The 17591-nt window shown below is 65.2% G+C and carries 19 protein-coding genes; 13 read left to right on the forward strand and 6 right to left on the reverse strand.

The window, feature by feature from the left end:
* Positions 1-102 precede the first annotated feature (102 nt).
* Together ABIE24_RS01985 and ABIE24_RS01990 are read right to left on the reverse strand one after the other, a co-directional pair.
* Positions 103-882, reverse strand: a complete 780-nt coding sequence (locus ABIE24_RS01985) for a PspA/IM30 family protein (protein WP_354496274.1) — start codon at positions 880-882, stop codon at positions 103-105.
* On the reverse strand, positions 879-1502 hold the full coding sequence (locus ABIE24_RS01990; protein WP_354496276.1) for a hypothetical protein: 624 nt from the start codon (positions 1500-1502) through the stop codon (positions 879-881). Before ABIE24_RS01990 ends, ABIE24_RS01985 begins: the two co-directional genes overlap by 4 nt.
* A 663-nt stretch (positions 1503-2165) precedes the next feature.
* Here ABIE24_RS01990 and ABIE24_RS01995 point away from each other — a divergent pair.
* Complete coding sequence (locus ABIE24_RS01995) at positions 2166-2612, forward strand: SRPBCC family protein (RefSeq protein WP_354496278.1); 447 nt, start codon at positions 2166-2168, stop codon at positions 2610-2612.
* A gap of 15 nt (positions 2613-2627) precedes the next feature.
* On the opposite strand, the gene ABIE24_RS02000 is transcribed toward ABIE24_RS01995, so the two are convergent.
* A complete protein-coding gene (locus ABIE24_RS02000) occupies positions 2628-3467 on the reverse strand; it encodes a hypothetical protein (RefSeq protein WP_354496280.1) in 840 nt (279 codons plus the stop codon).
* 124 nt (positions 3468-3591) lie between these two features.
* Between ABIE24_RS02000 and ABIE24_RS02005 the strand changes: the two genes are divergently transcribed.
* From ABIE24_RS02005 to ABIE24_RS02030, 6 genes are all read left to right on the forward strand, one after another.
* Entirely contained in the window at positions 3592-4851 is a 1260-nt protein-coding gene (locus tag ABIE24_RS02005; protein WP_354496282.1) for a cation:proton antiporter, read from the forward strand.
* A gap of 91 nt (positions 4852-4942) precedes the next feature.
* Positions 4943-5605: a GAF and ANTAR domain-containing protein gene (locus ABIE24_RS02010; protein WP_354496284.1), complete on the forward strand. Its 663-nt coding sequence runs from the start codon at positions 4943-4945 to the stop codon at positions 5603-5605.
* A gap of 6 nt (positions 5606-5611) precedes the next feature.
* Positions 5612-6373, forward strand: coding sequence for a GAF domain-containing protein (locus tag ABIE24_RS02015; protein WP_354496286.1), 762 nt, complete (start codon positions 5612-5614; stop codon positions 6371-6373).
* Between the two features lie 88 nt (positions 6374-6461).
* The gene (locus ABIE24_RS02020; RefSeq protein WP_354496288.1) at positions 6462-6968 is read left to right on the forward strand and encodes a methyltransferase family protein; all 507 of its coding nucleotides are present in this window, start codon (positions 6462-6464) and stop codon (positions 6966-6968) included.
* Positions 6969-7041: 73 nt separating this feature from the next.
* Entirely contained in the window at positions 7042-7380 is a 339-nt protein-coding gene (locus ABIE24_RS02025; RefSeq protein WP_354496289.1) for a hypothetical protein, read from the forward strand.
* Between the two features lie 44 nt (positions 7381-7424).
* Entirely contained in the window at positions 7425-7919 is a 495-nt protein-coding gene (locus tag ABIE24_RS02030) for a pyridoxamine 5'-phosphate oxidase family protein (RefSeq protein ID WP_354496291.1), read from the forward strand.
* 35 nt (positions 7920-7954) lie between these two features.
* Here ABIE24_RS02030 and ABIE24_RS02035 read toward each other — a convergent pair whose 3' ends face one another.
* Positions 7955-8992 carry an alpha/beta fold hydrolase gene (locus tag ABIE24_RS02035; protein WP_354496293.1) on the reverse strand — a complete coding sequence of 346 codons (1038 nt, stop codon included), beginning with the start codon at positions 8990-8992 and terminating at the stop codon, positions 7955-7957.
* Between the two features lie 164 nt (positions 8993-9156).
* Here ABIE24_RS02035 and ABIE24_RS02040 point away from each other — a divergent pair, with 164 nt between their 5' ends.
* The 6 genes from ABIE24_RS02040 (at position 9157) to ABIE24_RS02065 (ending at position 14581) form a co-directional block, all read left to right on the forward strand.
* Complete coding sequence (locus tag ABIE24_RS02040; RefSeq protein WP_354496295.1) at positions 9157-9909, forward strand: hotdog fold domain-containing protein; 753 nt, start codon at positions 9157-9159, stop codon at positions 9907-9909.
* 30 nt (positions 9910-9939) lie between these two features.
* Complete coding sequence (locus ABIE24_RS02045) at positions 9940-10581, forward strand: class I SAM-dependent methyltransferase (protein WP_354496297.1); 642 nt, start codon at positions 9940-9942, stop codon at positions 10579-10581.
* 126 nt (positions 10582-10707) lie between these two features.
* A complete protein-coding gene (locus ABIE24_RS02050; RefSeq protein ID WP_354496299.1) occupies positions 10708-11268 on the forward strand; it encodes a hypothetical protein in 561 nt (186 codons plus the stop codon).
* Between the two features lie 39 nt (positions 11269-11307).
* Complete coding sequence (locus tag ABIE24_RS02055; protein WP_354496301.1) at positions 11308-12117, forward strand: MBL fold metallo-hydrolase; 810 nt, start codon at positions 11308-11310, stop codon at positions 12115-12117.
* Positions 12118-12173: 56 nt separating this feature from the next.
* Positions 12174-13199 (forward strand): AAA family ATPase, encoded by a 1026-nt coding sequence (locus ABIE24_RS02060; protein ID WP_354496303.1) that lies wholly within the window; start codon positions 12174-12176, stop codon positions 13197-13199.
* A gap of 20 nt (positions 13200-13219) precedes the next feature.
* Entirely contained in the window at positions 13220-14581 is a 1362-nt protein-coding gene (locus tag ABIE24_RS02065; protein ID WP_354496305.1) for a phenylacetate--CoA ligase family protein, read from the forward strand.
* 8 nt (positions 14582-14589) lie between these two features.
* Here ABIE24_RS02065 and ABIE24_RS02070 read toward each other — a convergent pair whose 3' ends face one another.
* Both ABIE24_RS02070 and ABIE24_RS02075 read right to left on the reverse strand, forming a co-directional pair.
* The gene (locus tag ABIE24_RS02070; protein WP_354496437.1) at positions 14590-16473 is read right to left on the reverse strand and encodes a glycoside hydrolase family 15 protein; all 1884 of its coding nucleotides are present in this window, start codon (positions 16471-16473) and stop codon (positions 14590-14592) included.
* Positions 16474-16711: 238 nt separating this feature from the next.
* Entirely contained in the window at positions 16712-17482 is a 771-nt protein-coding gene (locus tag ABIE24_RS02075) for an SRPBCC family protein (RefSeq protein ID WP_354496306.1), read from the reverse strand.
* Positions 17483-17591: the final 109 nt, after the last annotated feature.

Raw genomic sequence — 17591 nt, forward strand, 5'->3', positions numbered from 1 at the left:
CCAGCGGAGCCTAGAATCGCCTGCCCACGGAGGCATCATTCCCATCGGGTGACCTCACTCGGCGCGGTTGTGCGGCGTTCGCAGGCAGCCAGGTATTACGGCTCAGGGAGTGCCCGGTGTCTGTCCGATGCTCAGCCAGGCGTCCGGCTCTTCGCCGGGCGAGATGGAGCCTTGACGGGGGCTCGACACGCGGGCGTTCTTCATCGCACGCAGCTGGCTTTCGACATCCGCATCGGTAGCCAGCGCGGCCAGTTGTCGTTCGAGATCGGCGTCGGGAGATTCGGTGAGGTCCCGCAGCGCTCCGCTGGTGAGCAGCTCGTCGGTGGCAGCGGCGCGAGCCCGCATCTGCGCGACCCTGTCCCGCGCCCTGTCGATGCTGTCGCTGACATCGTTCATCTGCGAACCGATGCCCCCCAGCGCCTCATTCGCTCTGACCTGCGCCTGCGACGCCGAATACGTGGCCTTGATCGTCTCCTTCTCGATCCGGAACGCTGAGACGCGTTCGGCGAGATGGCGTTCCTTGTCTTGCAATCCGGCTGTCTGTCTCTGCAGCGCATCGAACTGGGTGCGCAGAGTCGACACCTGGTGCTCGAGGAGTACACGTCGTTCCAACGCTGTGCGCGCGAGATCTTCTCGACCTTGATCCATTGCCTCCTGGGCCTGGCTGCCCAGCCGCGTGTAGCGGGCACCCATTTCCTGACCCTGCAGCTCGATCCTCTTCTTCGCGGTCGCTACCTCGGCGAGTCCCTGCCTCACCTGCTGCAGCAGTCTCACCATCTGGTCATAGCTGTTGTCGAGTAACTCACGCGGATCCTCCACCTTGTCGAGGCCCCGGGACGTCTTGCTCCGCAGGATGTTTCGGATTCGTGACGTGTTGCTCACCGCTGGCTCCCTGGTTCAATCCGTGGCGAAGGGGCCGTTGACGGTTGCCGACCCGACTCGGAGGACATGCTTCGTCCGTTGAGTTCATGCAGTTCCTGCATGCCCGCTCGCACCGCCATCACCTCCCGGTCGATGTCAGAACGCAGCGCTGTGAGACTCTCGTCTGAGAACTCACCAAGGCCGGATCCTACGGTCGAACGCAGCTGGCGCACGAGCTGCGTCACCTGATCGACGCGGGAACGGGCGGTCGGCAGAGCCTCGGCCAGAACGGCAAGGTCGTTCTCGCTCTCCAGCATACGCAACTGAGATTCCAGGACCTCGCCTTCGCTTCGGAGGCGACGGAAGAGCTGAGGGAGTTCGCCGCGCGGACCGTTGCTGCGCACGGCAAGGTCCATCGCCGCCTGTCCACTGTCGAGGGTGTCTTTCAGACGAAGCTGCAGCTTCAGCACGTCGCGCCTGGCGCCCGAGGCAAGTCGGGCGCGAACACGAAGACCTGTTGCGTTGAGGGCGAGGTTTCGCCGGATCCGTTTGTAGAACGACCGCACGACGACGACCAGGGCAACGTTGGTTGCGAGCACTGTGGAGGCGAAGGCGAGAAGGAGCCAGCCTAGTTCGTTCACGATGACCTCCGGGTGAGAGTGATGCCGCTGTGCACCACGTTTCACCGGCTAGGCTACCCTCCTCAGCGCTCCGCTTCTAGGGTGCCAGCTGTGTGCGCCTGCCGGGCGTGTATCGCTTTGTCAGGCTCTGGACGAAGGGTCGCGACGCGTCTTCCGGGGCCCTTGCGCGTGGCCGTCCCGCAGGAGAATCATGAGACATTCGGGACCGCGCGCGGCTCGACTCCTGCCCGTGAGTCCACGCTCGCACAACGCGACGGAGGCTGGCATGCATGGGGCAGCGCGCTACGAAATCTCTCTCGCCACCGTGACTGTCCTTGCCACTGCCAGACGACGTCCCTCCACAGGGCGTTGCCGTGCAAGCCTTCCGGGGAACGATTATTGGCCTCCCGCGTGGTCACCGGACGGCGGACAGCTTGCGTTCACGGCCGACGGTGAGGAGAACGTCGGCGAGATCGTCGTGGTCGATCTGACCACCCTCGATACGGTGAATCTGACCGACAGCAAGGCACACGACGCCTTCCCCGCGTGGCGCCGTTAGGGGCACCCGGGACCGATGAACCGCCGTCAGGAACCGCCACCTGCTTCGGTTGGCGACCCGTGCTTGCCGCTACGGTGAGCACAGGATTGCGCGCCGGAACCGGCGGTCGAGTATGAGGAGAAGCCATGAGAATCCAGGACAGAATCAGCATCAACGCTGACCGGAAACAGGTGTTCGGGGTGTTCCGCGACCTGGAGAATGCCGCCGCCAACATCAGCGCCATCACCAGGCTCGAGGTGCTCGAAGGCCCCGCCCAGCTCAACGTGGGCACCAAATGGCGGGAGACGCGCACGATGTTCGGCAAAGAGGCGACCGAAGAAATGTGGGTCACCGGATATGAGCAGGACGTTTCGTACGTCGCCGAGGCTGAGTCGCGCGGAACCCATTACCGCACCGAGTACCGCTTCACCCCGGTAGGCAACGGCACCCGCGTCGACTTGACCTTCGACGGAGCCCCGCTCACCTTCGGCGCACGGGTTGCCGGGCTCGTCGGCGCGCTATTCGTGGGTGCGGCCAAAAAGGCACTGCATCAGGATCTGGTCGACCTCAAACGCACCTGCGAAGCGGCCTGAATCAGAGGATGCTTTTCACCGGTGAGGTGAGACGACCGGGGCGCTGAAACCCGCCAGCATGTTCAGTACTGCCTCGGTAAGGGCATCGTGGATGGTGGACGCCCAGACGCAGTTCCGGTGTTCGCGCAGGAGCCAGTCCATCGCGTCATCCTCGGTCATTCCGACGTCGTTCCAATCGATGCCGGGGTTCGCGAAGGTCGCGGGCAGCCCCGTCTCGGGTGAGAGGATGACCGCCCCGAGGTGGATGGGGTCTTCGGAGCCGGGAGGGGTCCACAGCAGTTCGGCGTCGCCGTCCCGCTCCTCGTCATGAAGATGCCACGCGTCGCCTGTGCCGGTCCAGATCTGCGGTTCGGCTTGACCGGGAGCGGCCACCCGGAACACCAGGAAGTCCTTCCCGGTGAACGTCGCCCACTCGTCGGGGTCGAAGCCGGACGACGACAACGGTGCAAAGGTGGCACCGGCCTCGAAAAGGTCGATCGCGTCGAAGATGTCCTCGTCGATCATCTCCAGGCAGGCGTGAACCTTGCCGGCGAACTCCTCCATCCACAGCAGCAATGCCTCGGTCGTCTGGCGATTCCACGGTGTGCCATCCAGCGGTGGGCCGTCGTGCCCGCCCACGTGGAGATGCCAGGCGACGTCGTCGTCGGTGGTCTCGACGTGCATGGCAATGTCGCCGATCTCGATGAACGCGAGAGACACGCCTTCGTCCTCGATCCACCTGGCATGAAGTTTCGGTGTGGGTAGCGACGCCGGATACCGCCGTGCAAGCCGCGGCAGGTCGGGAATCAGCAGCTCCGCCTCGAGAATGTTCGTGTCCTGTTCGGATGCCATCTGGTCGCCCTTTCCACCACTCATTTTGGCAGCAATGCCCACGACCCGCGGACAAAAGGGATCTCTCTACTACTACTTTCCGGGTGATGCGTGGGGCGGTGGTGCCGGTCTATCGTCGCGGTCAGGATCTCGAGAAACGAGCCGTCAGATGGAGTCGGTACTCGCGGCACTCAGTCTCATCGTGCTCGGGTGGGCTGTGGTATCCAATCGCCTCGCTCTCTGGAACATCACAGGCCCCCTTGTCTTCACGGTGGCGGGCTTCGTGCTTGGGAACCCCGCCTGGGGGATCCTGGCCGTCGAAGTCGAGGCTCCGACGGTTCACGTCCTCGCCGAACTCACGCTCGCGCTCCTCCTCTTCTCGGACGCGTCGAGGGTGAACACCGTCACCCTCCGCCATGACGTGGGGCTGCCCGCTCGGCTGTTGGGCATCGGCCTCCCGCTGTCGGCTGTTCTCGGCACCCTTGTGGCGGGGTTGCTCTTCAGCGACTTCACCTGGGCCCTGGCACTGTTTGTCGGGGCGGCCCTGGCGCCCACCGACGCTGCGCTCAGCGTGCAGGTCATCGACGACAGACGTCTCCCCGCGCGCGTGCGCCGCGCCCTGAACGTCGAGAGCGGCCTCAACGACGGCATCGTCACACCGGTGGTGGTGTTCGCTCTCGCCGTCGCGTCGATCCGGCCCGGTGGAAGCGGTGAAGTCGCTGAGAGCGTCCGGGTGATTCTCGAGCTTGTGATCGGCATCGCCGTCGGACTGATGCTCGGGTTCGGCAGCGCATGGCTCATCGGGTTCGCATCCCGCCGCCGCTGGATCCTTCACGGCGGTCGCCGCCTGGGTACTCTCGCCACCGCTGTCGGAAGCTTTTCGCTCGCCCAGACCCTTGGCGGAAACGGCTTCATCGCAGCTTTCCTTGCGGGTATCGCGTTCGGCGCCGCATTCCCCCGCGACGTCGCCGATGTGGACGAGGTCGGTGAGCTACCGGAGCTGCTCGGGGAGGTTCTCGCGCTGGGCGTGTGGTTCCTCTTCGGCGCAGCGCTCCTGCCTGTCGCGCTCAACTACGTCTCCCCCTCGACGCTCGTCTATGCCGTCCTCAGCCTGACGGTCATCCGGATGCTTCCCGTGTCTCTTGCGCTGATCGGTTCAGGTTTTGACAGGGGAACCGTCCTGTTCCTCGGGTGGTTCGGGCCGCGCGGACTCGCATCGGTGGTGTTCGCGCTTCTGGCAGTGGAGGAGCTCGTCGCGACCGAGGTCGTGGGCCAGGCGATCTCCGTGGTTGCCGTCACCGTCTTGCTGAGCGTGGCGGCTCACGGCATGTCGGCTGGGCCCCTCGGCCGCCGCTACGCTCGACTCCACGACACCCTCCCGGGCGAAGATGCGGGGCCTCGACGACGCGGTCACCGTGCTGAGAATTAATGCCGCCGGGACGACGTTCGACCTACACTGAGGACATGACATTCGTCTGCGCGTGGGCGGACCTCAGTACTCGCGTTGCGACAGGCGCGGCGTGAACGCGGCTCAAGCGGTCGCTGATGTAGGCCCAAAACTCGCGGCACCGTTCCTTGACCTCCTGCCCATCACCGGGGTCGCCATCTCCGTTTTCAGCAGGGACCAGAGGGCGCTGATCATCCATGCCAGCGATGACACCGCCGCGGAGCTCGAGGAGACCCACCTCAACCTCGGCGAGGGGCCACTCTTCGACTGCTTCAAGTCGGCTCAGCCCATCTCGGTTCCAGACGTAGCGGCGACGGAACGCTGGCCCCTGTTCATCTCTCACGCGCGCGGTATGGGCGTTGCCGCGGTCTTCCTCTTTCCTCTGACTCTCGGCGCCGCGTGTGTCGGCGCGGCGCTCTGTTACCGGAGTACCGCCGGCCCTCTTGACAGTGAAGCAAGTGACGTCGGCTCTGCCCTCGGCCGGGCCATCGCCGGCCAGGCCCTCCGGCGGGCGCTTCAGCTCGCCGAGGGCGAGGATCCGGACGAAGCGTCGCCGATAGAAATGCGGCGTGAAGTGCATCAGGCCACCGGGATGGTGCTCAGCCAGATGGACACCACAGCTTCCGACGCGTTGGCGCTGATGCGGGCGTACGCTTTTTCTCATGGCGTCAACCTCCGCGAGGTCGCTCGTGCAGTGGTGACTCGCCAACTCGACTTTTCGACATCGAGGGATTGATTTCAGATGAGTACTGAACACATTGTGGGCGAGAAATCGCGAGAAGCGAAGATCAACGGGGCCTTCGTAACCATGGCTGACGCGCTGATGAAGGAATACGACATCGTCGATCTCCTCTCGACCCTGTTGAACGTCAGCACCGACGTCCTCGGGTTGGATGCCGGCGGCATCCTGTTGGTCGACGCGGGCGGAGATCTCGAACTGGTCGCATCGACCAGCGAAGAAGCGCGGGTGGTCGAAACCATCATCATCGCCGCCGGCGAGGGGCCGTGCATCGACTGCTACAACACGGCGGCACCCGTCAGCGTCGCCGAAATCGAAGACGTCGCAACGAAGTGGCCCAAGTTCTATCGGACAGCCCTTGAGCAAGGTTTCCGTTCCACTTTCGCGGTGCCCATGCGACTCCGCAATGAGGTTGTCGGCGTGATGAACCTCCTGCACTCGCAACCCGGGCACATTTCAGAGGAAGACGGACTCATCGCCCAGGCACTGGCCGACCTCGCGGTGCTGGGCGTTCTCCACGAACGGAACTTCCGGAGCCCGTTCGCGATCACCGAACAGATGCACCTTGCCCTCGACACCCGAATCCTCGTCGAGCAGGCCAAGGGTGTGCTCGCCCACTCAGAAAAACTCACGATGACGGAGGCGTTCAACGCCCTCCGGCAGTACGCCCGCGCGAATGACACGACTCTTCGCCGGGTGGCGGAAGCGATTACCCAACGCAGCATAACCACCACCGAGGTCGTCGCCGCCCGCCCGCGGCCTTGACCTCCACGCCGGAGCGGGGCTGGAAGCTCGGCACGCCTGAAACTGGACCCCGTCGCGCGGTCGAACGAATCGGGTTAGCCTGACGCGCATGCCCCAGGCAGCCGCACACGCACGCGCATGGATCGGGACGATCCTCTTCCTCTTTCTCGCGCCCGGTGTCGTCGCCGGGTTCATCCCGTGGCTCATCACAGGCTGGCGGAGATACGACTGGGAGAGCACCGCCTGGGTCGTGCCGATCGCCTGGATCGCGATCGGGATCGGAGCATCCGTCCTTCTCCACGCCTTCGCGCTGTTCGCCTTGCACAGCGGAACGCCCGCGCCTGTCGCTCCGACAGAAACACTCGTCGTGACCGGGGCCTACCGTTTCGTGCGTAATCCGATGTATCTCGCGGTGCTCACGATCATTCTTGGCCAGGCCTTGCTCTTCGGCAGTTGGTGGCTCGTCCTCTACGCCGTGATCGTGCTCTCCGCGGTCGTTGCCTTCGTGAAAGGCTACGAGGAGCCGACCCTCACCCGCACCTACGGCGAGCAGTATCTCGAGTACAGACGGAACGTCCCGGGGTGGTGGCCGCGCCTTTCGCCGTGGCGAGCGTGACAGGATGTCCTCGACACGCGAACCGGATGCCGCCCTCGTTGTTTTACCTCTCTGTTGGGACTAGATTCGCCGCATGGAGCAACTTGAGGAGCGCGCTGGGCTGGCCATCCCAGGTGCTGCGCTCGCGTTGGCCGTTGGCGCAGCCGCGTCCTTCGGCATCGGCGATGTCGTCGGATTCCTCAGTGATGCCGCGGAAGACCTGTTCATCGCCACCTGGCTGCTGGGCTGGGTGCTCCTCGCATGGTCCGCCATGCTCGGTGGAGGATCCGCCGTTCTGCTCGTACAGCGCGGGCTTTCCCGGCGGCCGGTTTCCCTGAGGGAAACCGCGCTTGTCGCCGCATCCCTCGTGCTCGTTGTACTCGTGGTGGCGTCCCACCCCCTCTGGGGATCGGGTTCAGGCTTCGGCGGCTGAAGCCCCGGTGCAGCCCGTGAGGATTTGCAGGACGGCAGCCTCCCGTGCCCAGACGCGCTGATCCGATCGGTGAACCTCTCGACCTGCCGGTGGAGTACGGAACCGCAAGCGAACCGCTCCCCTGGTTGAATGTCGTGAGCCGCCTGGAGACCGCACCGCGTTACTGGTTATGCACCGTCCGGCCCGACGGCCGCCCACATGCCGTCCCGGTGGACGGACTGTGGATGGACGGCGCTCTTTGGTTCGGAGGAAGCGCTACCGCCGTGCACCAGCTGAACCTCTCCTCCAATCCACAGGTGGTCCTCCACATCGAAGATGGATCGGCGCCGGTCATCGTGGAAGGAGTGGCGACGACCGTCGTTCCCAAGCGAGCGCACGCGCTCGCGCTGGCCGAGCTGTCGAGGAAGAAGTATGGGTATGCGCCACCTGTCGAAGCGTACGCAGACGGCGTCTGGCACGTCCCTGCGCTCCGCGTCCTCGCCTGGAGCGATTTCCCGAAAGACGCGACCCGATTCGTGTTCCAGCCGCCCACCGGATGATCGCCCGTCGCTCGCGCCGCGATGTCAGCAGGTCGTCAACGCGGATGGGTCAGAACCCAGGCCGCTGCAGCGGCGCGCGAGGGGACGCCGAGTTTGGTGCGCGCGTTGGCGACGTGCCGATGGACCGTGTGTGAGCTGAGAACCAACCGGTCGGCGATCTGGGCGTCCGTCAGGCCCTGGGCGACCAGTGTGAGCACTTCGCGCTCACGAACGGTGAGGGCAACTGAGCGGTGCTGATCGGCCGGTGCGCGCTGTGGCCGGCCGTCGAGGAAGCGTTCGATGGCATCCACCACGGCGGGACTGTCACCCAGCCACGGGAAGTGGTCGTCGCCCTCCAACTCCACGAACGTCGCCCCCGGCACGGTGTCGGCTACCTCGCGGCCGAGGGCAAACGGGATGGCGCGGTCGTCTCGCCGGTGCAGCACCAGGGTGGGAACGCGCACCCGCGAAAGGTAGGCGGTTGAGTCCGTCTCGTACACGGCGCGCAGAGCGTTCGCCGCTGCCTCGCGTGAGGCCGACCGTCGCTGGAACCGGACGAATTCCTCACGGTCATGGGCTGTGGCGTTCGGGAGGAAAACGTCGGCCAGCATGCGCGCACCGAGTCCCCACTGACCTTCGACGATCGACACCAGCAATTCGCGCGCGGACGGAGAGGCGATGTCAGCACCGCGAGGAAAGCTGCCGTAGAGCACCAGTCGCTCCACCCGATCCGGCCACTCGGCGGCGTAGGCGGCGGCGACTGCGGATCCGGACGACGCGCCCAGCAGCGCCAGGCTGGGAGGGCCGATGTTCTCGAGCAGGCCGGTCAGGGCGGTCAGCTCTTCGTCGACGCTGGCGGGAGGTGGCCCGGCGCGATCGGACAGGCCGGTCCCGGGGCGGTCGTAGCGGATGACGGTGTGCCGGCGAGCAAGGGCATGAACGAAGCCCCGGAACGCGACATCCTCCCAGTTCAGCGCAAGGTGGCTTGCCCACCACCCGCCAATCACCAGTGGCGTTCCGGAACCGACGGAAGACCATGCCAGGGTACGCGCACCGACCTGGGTGTGCCGTACGACCTGGGATTCCGCCGTCATATCCGGATTCTAGAGAGCGGATGCTCGATGTCAAGCGCCGCCGGATCGCCCACCCCTTCCCTCACCTGCGCCGCGCGGGCCTTTCATCTGGCCGGATCCGGCCAGGTGAGTCTGGCCGGTTCTGGCGATGAGGCAGACGGACCCGCCGCGGTTTGCTTGGCGGTATGAAAACAGCAACCAGAACGATTCAGCTCGACGCTCGGCTCAACGGCCCGCTGGGCAGTGCCAACGGCGGATTCGCGTCAGGCATGATCGCCGAAACCCTCGGTGGAACGGCGAGTGTCCGGCTCATCCGGCGAATACCCCTCGAGAGGCCGCTGGAGGTGGGGATGGATGCCGACGCGGGATTCGCCACGGTGACCGATTTCAACCACCAACTCGTCGCCAAGGTGCAGCGAGTCGATCCGTTCACGATGATCCCTCCCGTTCAGCCGAGTTTTGCCGACGCGGAGGTGGCGCGCGCCTCAAGTCCGCTCCAGGGGGCACGTCACCTGTTGTCGAAGTGCGTGGTGTGCGGGAGCGAGCGCCGGGACGGACTGGCGGTCACCCCCGGCCCGTTGGAGAATCGGAGCGACGTGCTCGCGGCGCCGTTTGTTCCGGTCGACCGGGACACCACCGACGGCGTCGTCCACCCCGGAGCCGTCTGGGGTGCCCTCGACTGCCCCAGCTACCCGGCCCAGGCCTTGCTCGACCGCCGGCTCGGCCTTCTCGGCACCCTGACAGCACATCGGAACCGGGACGTTCTCCTCGGTGAACGACTGGTTGCGGTCGGGTGGACAGTGCAACGCCACGGTCGATCGACCCAGACAGCCAGCGCGCTGCTGGACGGGCGGGGTGACGTGGTCGCGTCTGCTCGCGCAGTGTGGGTCGAACTTCGCCACCAGTGGCTGGTGCGACTCGTCGGCCGACTCGCTTGACCACCCCCACGAGCCAGGATCGGAGACCCCATGACCGAGAAAGTCGGAAGCCGTTTCACTGCCAGCATCTACGACCCGTTCCTGTGGTTCGGGGAGCGACTCGGCATGCAGTCCAGACGTCGCCGTCTCCTTCGCGCCGCCCGCGGGCGGGTTCTCGAGATCGGGGCCGGAACCGGGCTCAACCTTGACCTCTATCCGGATGCCATCGATGATCTGATCCTGGCGGAACCAGCCGAGCCGATGGCAGACCGGCTGAGGAGGCGGAGGTCGCAGCTGGGCCGTTCGGCTCACATCGTTGCGGCACCTGCAGAAGCGCTCCCGTTCGAGGACGGATCCTTCGACACGGTGGTTTCGACCCTGGTGTTGTGCACCGTGACCGACCCTGAGCGCGCGCTGGCTGAGGTGCGGAGAGTGCTTCGCCCGGACGGCCGGCTCTTGTTTTGCGAACACGTTCGTTCCGGCTCACTGCGGCTGGCGGGCTGGCAGGACCGCTGCGCGGATGCATGGGCCGTGATCGCGGATGGTTGCCGATGCAACCGCGACACGCTCACGACGATCGCGTCACAGTTCACAATCACCGCGGCCGAGAGCGCCACCTGGCGAGGCATGCCGCCCTTCGTTCATCCTTTGGTCTTCGGCGAAGCAATGTTCGGTGCTCCTTTCCGACCGTGACCGCGTACCCATTCGATTGGGTCCCTTGACAGCGCCCCTGGGCGGGTCAAAGCTGGACCCGTTTCGCCCTAATCTCTCGGGTCGCAGTCCCCGGGCGACCCTCAGAATCGATCGAAGGAGACGTCCATGAAGTGTCAAGCGACCGTCATTGGTCTCGCGCTCGTCGCCGCCGGAGTGGCCGCTGCTACGCCGGCACATGCGGCGGCGCCGGTCGAGCAGGAGACCTACGAAGGCACGTTCAGTTCGGAGCAATGCGGCGGCGCATACGTCGTGACCACCGAGTTCCGCGACCGAGTCACGGTTCGCGACGCCACACCTTCCACGGATGGCCAGTTCTTCAAGTTCTCTGTCCGCTACAACTTCACCGAAACGTATAGCAACCCGGCGACTGGAGACCTGATCACGGTCGAGGGCAAAGGCGTCCTCGTTGAGATCCAGCCACGCGCACTGGGCGACGGCGTCTTCGAATACGTCGCGAATGACGCGGGGCACTTCATCTTCCGCGATTCCGAAGGGAATGCAATTCTTCGGGAGAGCGGATCGATCGCCACCAGGTACGTCTTCGACAGTGAGAATGACTCGACCCCTGGTGGGATCACCCTCTCCGAAGATTTGGTTCGCGTCTCAGGCCCGCACGCGACCTTTCCCGACATCTGCGATTACCTCGCCGAGGTGCTGCCGACGTGATGGCGAAGGCAGGCGCAAACCACAAGTGGAAGATGTCTCATGCTGAAGCAAGTCACCGAGGGCGTTCTCATCCACGAGAGCGAGTTCATCCAGAGTAATTCCATCGTGGTGAAGGGCCGGGACGGTGTGTTGCTCATAGACCCAGGAATAACGAGTGCCGAGATGGCGGATATCGCGCGCGACATCGGCGCGTTGGGTCTGCCCGTCGTCGCAGGCTTCTCCACGCATCCTGATTGGGATCACCTGCTCTGGCATCCGGACTTCGGCGACGCGCCCCGTTACGGCACAGCCCGCTGCGCGGCTTCCATTCGAGATCTGTTGTCGGGACCGGACTGGGAGGACCGCATCGCCGAGGGGCTCCCGCCGGAGTACGCCGAGGACATTCCGATGGACCAGCTCGGTCTTATCACCGGTCTGCCCGCGGAAACTCGGCAAATTCCCTGGGATGGCCCCACGGTCCGCATCATCGAGCACCGCGCGCATGCCCCGGGTCATGCAGCACTGCTGATCGAGGATCGTCGCGTCCTTGTCGCCGGCGACATGCTTTCTGACATCCTGATGCCGTTCCTCGACCTGGAGGCCGCCGATCCGATTGACGACTACCTCTCGGCGCTGCGCCTGTTCGAGCGCGCGGCCAACGACGTCGATGTTGTAATCCCCGGCCATGGCTCCATCGGTACAGGCGAGCACGTGCGAGCACGCATCGAACAGGATCGGGCGTACGTGGAGGACCTGCGGGACGGCGGTGTCATCGACGACCAGAGGGTCGGCCCATCAGCCACGTTGGACTGGCTGCCGGACGTGCACCGATGGCAACGGCAGGCTCTCACACTGAAGGAGCAGAACTAGACTGATCCACCGCGAATCTTTTCTCGCGGTCTACCCAACCGCCACGGGAGAAACGTATGGCTGCCAAACGCAATCCGATCGATGACCTGCGCGAAACGCTCGGCCATCTGGCGGAGCAGCTCAAGCTGCCGGGTTCAGAACGGGTTGATGACCTGGTCGGTGACCTCTTCGGCGGGCGCCCCGGGCCGGCGCGACCTCTCTCAGAGGTGCAGGCCGAACTTGACGCACTCATCGGGCTGGAAACCGTAAAGGAACAGGTGCGTGCCCTCGTCGCGCTGCTTCAGGTGCAAGCACGCCGTAAGGCGCATGGCCTGCCGGAAGTCGCTACTTCGCAGCATCTGGTGTTCCTTGGAAATCCGGGGACAGGCAAGACAACTGTCGCCCGGCTGCTGGCGGAGATGTACCGCGCGGTCGGCTTGCTGCAGAAAGGGCACCTGGTCGAGGTCGACCGATCGGGTCTGGTCGGGCAGTATGTCGGCGCGACGGCCATCAAGACGGACCGGGTGATCAGGCGGGCGCTGGACGGCGTACTGTTCATCGACGAGGCCTACGCCCTCGCCCCTGAGGACGGCCGGATGGATTTCGGCCCGGAGGCGATCGAGGTCCTGCTCAAGCGGATGGAGGATCACCGCCACCGCCTCGTAGTCATTGTGGCCGGCTATCCGCGGCTGATGGAGTCGTTCCTTCTGTCGAACCCCGGTCTGCGTTCCCGCTTCGCGCGAGAAATCACCTTCCCGGACTACTCGATCGAGGCCCTCGAGGCGATCTTCAATCGGATGTTGATCCAGCACGAATATACGCTGGAGCCGGGCGCCGACCAGATGTTGCGCCGCATCCTCTCCGGCCTTCACGCGGGCGAAGACTCCGGAAACGCGCGCTTCGCCCGCACGCTCTTTGAGCAGGCGCTCAATCGACAGGCATTGAGGCTGTCACGTGACGAGGGCCGGAGTCTCGACGCACTCGATCGAGACGATGTCATGACACTCACCACCGACGACATCGTCGAGGCCGCTCGGGCCCTGGGCGAGGGACCGGCACCGGAGCCGCCCGAACCGTCACGCTGGTGGCGCTGGCTGAGCTGACCTCGCAGCACAGACGTCGCATGGACACTCGCGTTCTGTCAGAGCTTCTCTTTCTCCGCTCGCGCTGGAAGAGCCGGGACCGGTGGAGCCCCGACCAGATCGAAGCGCATCAGGCGAGAGCCCTGCGAGATCTGCGGCGCGCTGCCTACGCGGGTTCGGAGTTCTACCGGCAGCACCACGCTGGCCTGCTCGATGCGCCGCTGGCTCAACTGCCTCCCGTTACGAAGGCGGACCTGATGGCTCACTTCGATCAGACCGTGACCGCTTCCGGTCTCCGGCTAGCAGACGTGGAGCGATACCTGCGAACCCTGGTGACATCCGGCGCGGACCCCGGCCGCCCGTGGAGAGGTCGGTGGTGGGTATCGGCGACGGCAGGAACGACAGGGCGGCGGGGCATCTTCCTCTGGAATCGGCACGAATGGGCGACAGCGCTCGCCTCTTACGCCAGGGCCAATGACTGGGCCGGAGTGCCGGCCGGATTGACTCATCCACTTCGCGTCGCGCTCGTGGGCTCGCGCACACCGACGCACCAGTCGGCCGGGGTCGGAGCCGCACTCCAGTCCCGGGTGCTGCCGGCACTCCGGCTGGACGTGACGAGCCCCGTGGCCGAGACGGTCGCCGAGCTCAATGCTTTCCAGCCCCGTCTCCTTGTCGGCTATGCCTCTGGCCTCAGACCGTTGGCCGCCGAGCAGAGCGCGGGGCGGTTGCGGATCTCTCCGCAGTCGGTGATGTCCGTTTCGGAGGTGCTGAGCGACACTGCTGCCGAAGAGATGCGGACGGCCTGGGGATCGGAACCGTTCGACATCTACGCCGCAACCGAAACGGCAGGCATCGCCTCGCCGTGCGTGTTCCACAACAGACACATCTATGAAGACCAGGTAATCCTCGAACCCGTCGACCAGGCCGGATTGCCGGTCCCGATCGGCACAATCGGTTCGAAGATTCTGGTCACTGTCTTGTTCTCACGCACCCTGCCGTTGATCCGCTATGAGATGTCCGACAGCGTCCGAATCGGCGGCCGGAATTGCCCGTGCGGTCGTTCCTTTGCGCTTCTCACCGGCATCGAAGGACGAGCGGAGGACGTGCTTTTCCTGCCCGGAGTGCCAGGCGCGGTGAGCGTCCACCCGAACGTTTTCCACGACGTGCTGGACCAGGCAACCGTCGCGGGATGGCAGGTCATTCAGGAGCCGGCATCCCTCCGAATCCTCCTGGCCGGCCTGGCGCCGGGCGCATCGGCGGAACAGGTACGTGCCGACGTCCTGGCGGCACTGGCATCAGCCCGAGTGGTCGGAACCGGTGTTGACGTAGAAGTGGTCGCAGCCGTCGAGCGCACCGCGCTCGGGAAGGCACCGCTCGTGCGCCGCCTGGGCAAGCACGACTGAAACCGCCGTCACCTTCCCTTCCCGGTTTCACCCGTTGCGGACGCAAGCTCATCGTCGCCGGACCGGTTCGCCTCAGCCGCCTGCTCGCCCTCGGATTCGCCGCGCACGAGGGGCAACTGCTCCTCCTCGCCCTTCTCTGCAGCGGCGATGGCATCGGCGGCTCTCACCAGACTGAGATGCGAAAGCGCCTGCGGCAGATTTCCCACCTGTCGGCGCCGACCAGGGTCATATTCTTCGCTGAGCAGTCCCAGGTCGTTGACCAGCGACGTGAGTCGACCCATCAACTCCCTCGCGTCCGACACGCGCCCCGATGCGGCGTACTGTTCGACCAGCCAGAACGAGCAGGCCAGAAACGGATGCTCCGTCCCGGCCAGCCCGTCTACTCCCGTCTCCGGGCGATAGCGCAGGAGAAGGCCGTCCACCATCAGTTCGTCCTCGATGGCGGCGACCGTCCCGAGCATCCGGGGGTCGTTTGCGGGGAGGAATCCGATCTGCGGGAGTTGCAACAACGAAGCATCGACCGCATCCGCGCCGTAGTGCTGGACGAACGTGTTGCGCTGCTCGTCGTATCCGCGTGCCATGATCTCATCGCGCACCTGATCCCGCAGTGACCCCCACCGCTCCGCGTTGCCGGGCAGGCCGAACTCGGTGATGCCGCGGGCCCCACGGTCGAAGGCCGCCCACACCATCGCGCGGGAATGGGTGAAATGCCGCTCATCGCCGCGGATCTCCCAGATTCCCCGGTCGGGCTTCTGCCAGTTCTTCTCCAGGAACCCCAGCAAGGCCAACTGCAGCGGCCATGACGCTTCCGTCTCCTCGAGGCCTGCGGTGCGTGCGCCGTGCAGCGCCACCATCACTTCACCGAAAATGTCCCACTGACGCTGCAGATACGCCGCATTCCCGACTCGCACAGGAACCGCGCCTCCGTACCCGGACAGCTCCGGGACCTCGAACTCAGGTAGCCTGCGCTGCCCGTCGAGTGAGTACATGATCTGCACATCCGCGGGGTCGCCGGCGATCGCGCGCAATAGCCACTGCCGCCACTCCTCAGCTTCCGCCCGGTATCCGTGCGTCATGAGCACCTCGATCGTCAGGGCTGCATCGCGCAGCCAGACGTAGCGGTAATCCCAGTTGCGCACACCGCGGTGCTCCTCAGGGAGGCTCATGGTTGCGGCCGCAACGATGCCACCGGTCTTTTCGTGGGTGAGGGCGCGCAGAACGAGAAGGGACCGCTGCACCTGTTCGTCGAACGGCGCTGGCGGATTGCTCCGACGAGCCCAGTCCTGCCACCAGGCTAAGGTTCGACGGAGCGCCCCATCGACGTCGGTCGGCTCCGGAGGCTCCAGATACGACGCGTACCAGGTCAACACGAGGTCGACGATCTCGTCTTCCGCTACGTCGAAATCGGCGATGTGGCGGAGACCGTCAGCGCTCAACCGTGGGCCGGTGATCAGCACGGCATCCGGACCCGCCGTCGCCAGCAGCGCTGTTCCGCCGTCATACGGGAGCTGCCGGATCCAGGGCACCGCGGCGCTGTAGTCGAATCGAACACGCAGGATCTGGCGGAAGGAAACCCGGCCGCGCAGCCCTCTCACCCGCCGGACGAGGTTGGCGCGCTCGTCGTGAAGCGGCATGAATTCGATCACCTCGGCCTCGCCCTCTTCGGTGCGCCACAGGGTGCGCAGCACGAAGGTGCCAGGAAGATATGCACGTTCCGTGTGTGTCACGCGACCACGAGGGGCGAGCGTCCAGTGACCGGCGTCTTCCGGACCTACGAGAGCCGCGAACATGGAGGGCGAGTCGAAGCGTGGCATGCACAGCCAGTCCAGCGTCCCCTTTCGCGAGATGAGCGCCGCGGTGTGCAAATCTCCAATCAGCGCATAATCCTCGATCGGGAAGGGACGATCGGTCGAGTCTGGCTCCCGAACCGGAGCCTTTTCATGCGCTGCAGTCACGGATGCACCATATTCCCGCGATCATCCCTGCGCGAGGGGGTTGCGCCCGTCGACGTGGTTGCCGACGCGGTTGCCGACGCGGTGACATCCGTTCGTCGTTCACACGTCGCCAGCCACCCGTCCCGTGGCGGGACCAGGTGGCTGGCGGCTGGGGCTCGACGTTGCTACGGCGGGGTCATGGGGCTAGAGAGCCGCCTTCGGCGCGGTTCTTCCTGAGCACCGGATCTTCCTCCAGGGTGACGCCCGCCTCGGCGCTGTCTACCCCGGGGAGCGTTGGGTCTGGCAGCGCCTCGTCGGCGGGGGTCAGCGTGACGTCGGTTTCCACGTCTGCTGTGTCGTCGCGATTCTTCTTGCTGGCTGCGACACCAGCTGCAGCAGCTGCAGCGGCGGCGAGACCGACGCCCGCCGCGACCTTGCCCGAAATTCCCGCCTTGCCACTGTCACCGCGTGAACTGGAAGCTGTCTCAATCCCTGGCTCATCGCTAGCGGTTCCGGTTCCCACAGACCCGCGCCACGCTCCTGTGGCATAGCCTTCGGATTCGATGAACGTTTTGAACCGGTCCAGGTCGCCTTCCGCCTGGTTCTCGACGACGTTCAACTTGTCGCCGATCTTCTCGACCAGCCCCTCGGGCTCGTACTCGAGGACGAGATGCACCTGGGTCTGTCCTCCCCCGACATCCTCAAACGTCACCGACCCCGCGTTGGTCGCTCCCTCCGTGGCAGCCCACGACACCTTCTTGTCGGGCACCTGCTCCAGTATCTTTGCGTCCCACTGCCGACGCACACCGGCGATTTCCGCGACCCAGGTCAGGTGCTCGTCATCGAGCTGCGTGACGGACTTGATGCCGCTCATGAAGTGAGGGAACTCTTCAAACTGAGTCCACTGGTTGTACGCGATGCTGAGCGGGACATTAACGAGGATGCTTTTTTCAACCTTCGTGCTCATTGCGTCTCCTTCTATAGGTGGTGGTGGTGCGCGAGCGCGCGCCCATCCAGAACTGTAAGCAGGCCGCACGAAGACCGGGTAGCCCCTTGCATTTGTCGAGGAGCACCCG

The sequence above is a fragment of the Mycetocola sp. 2940 genome, from assembly GCF_040548835.1.
GTDB lineage: Bacteria > Actinomycetota > Actinomycetes > Actinomycetales > Microbacteriaceae > Mycetocola_A.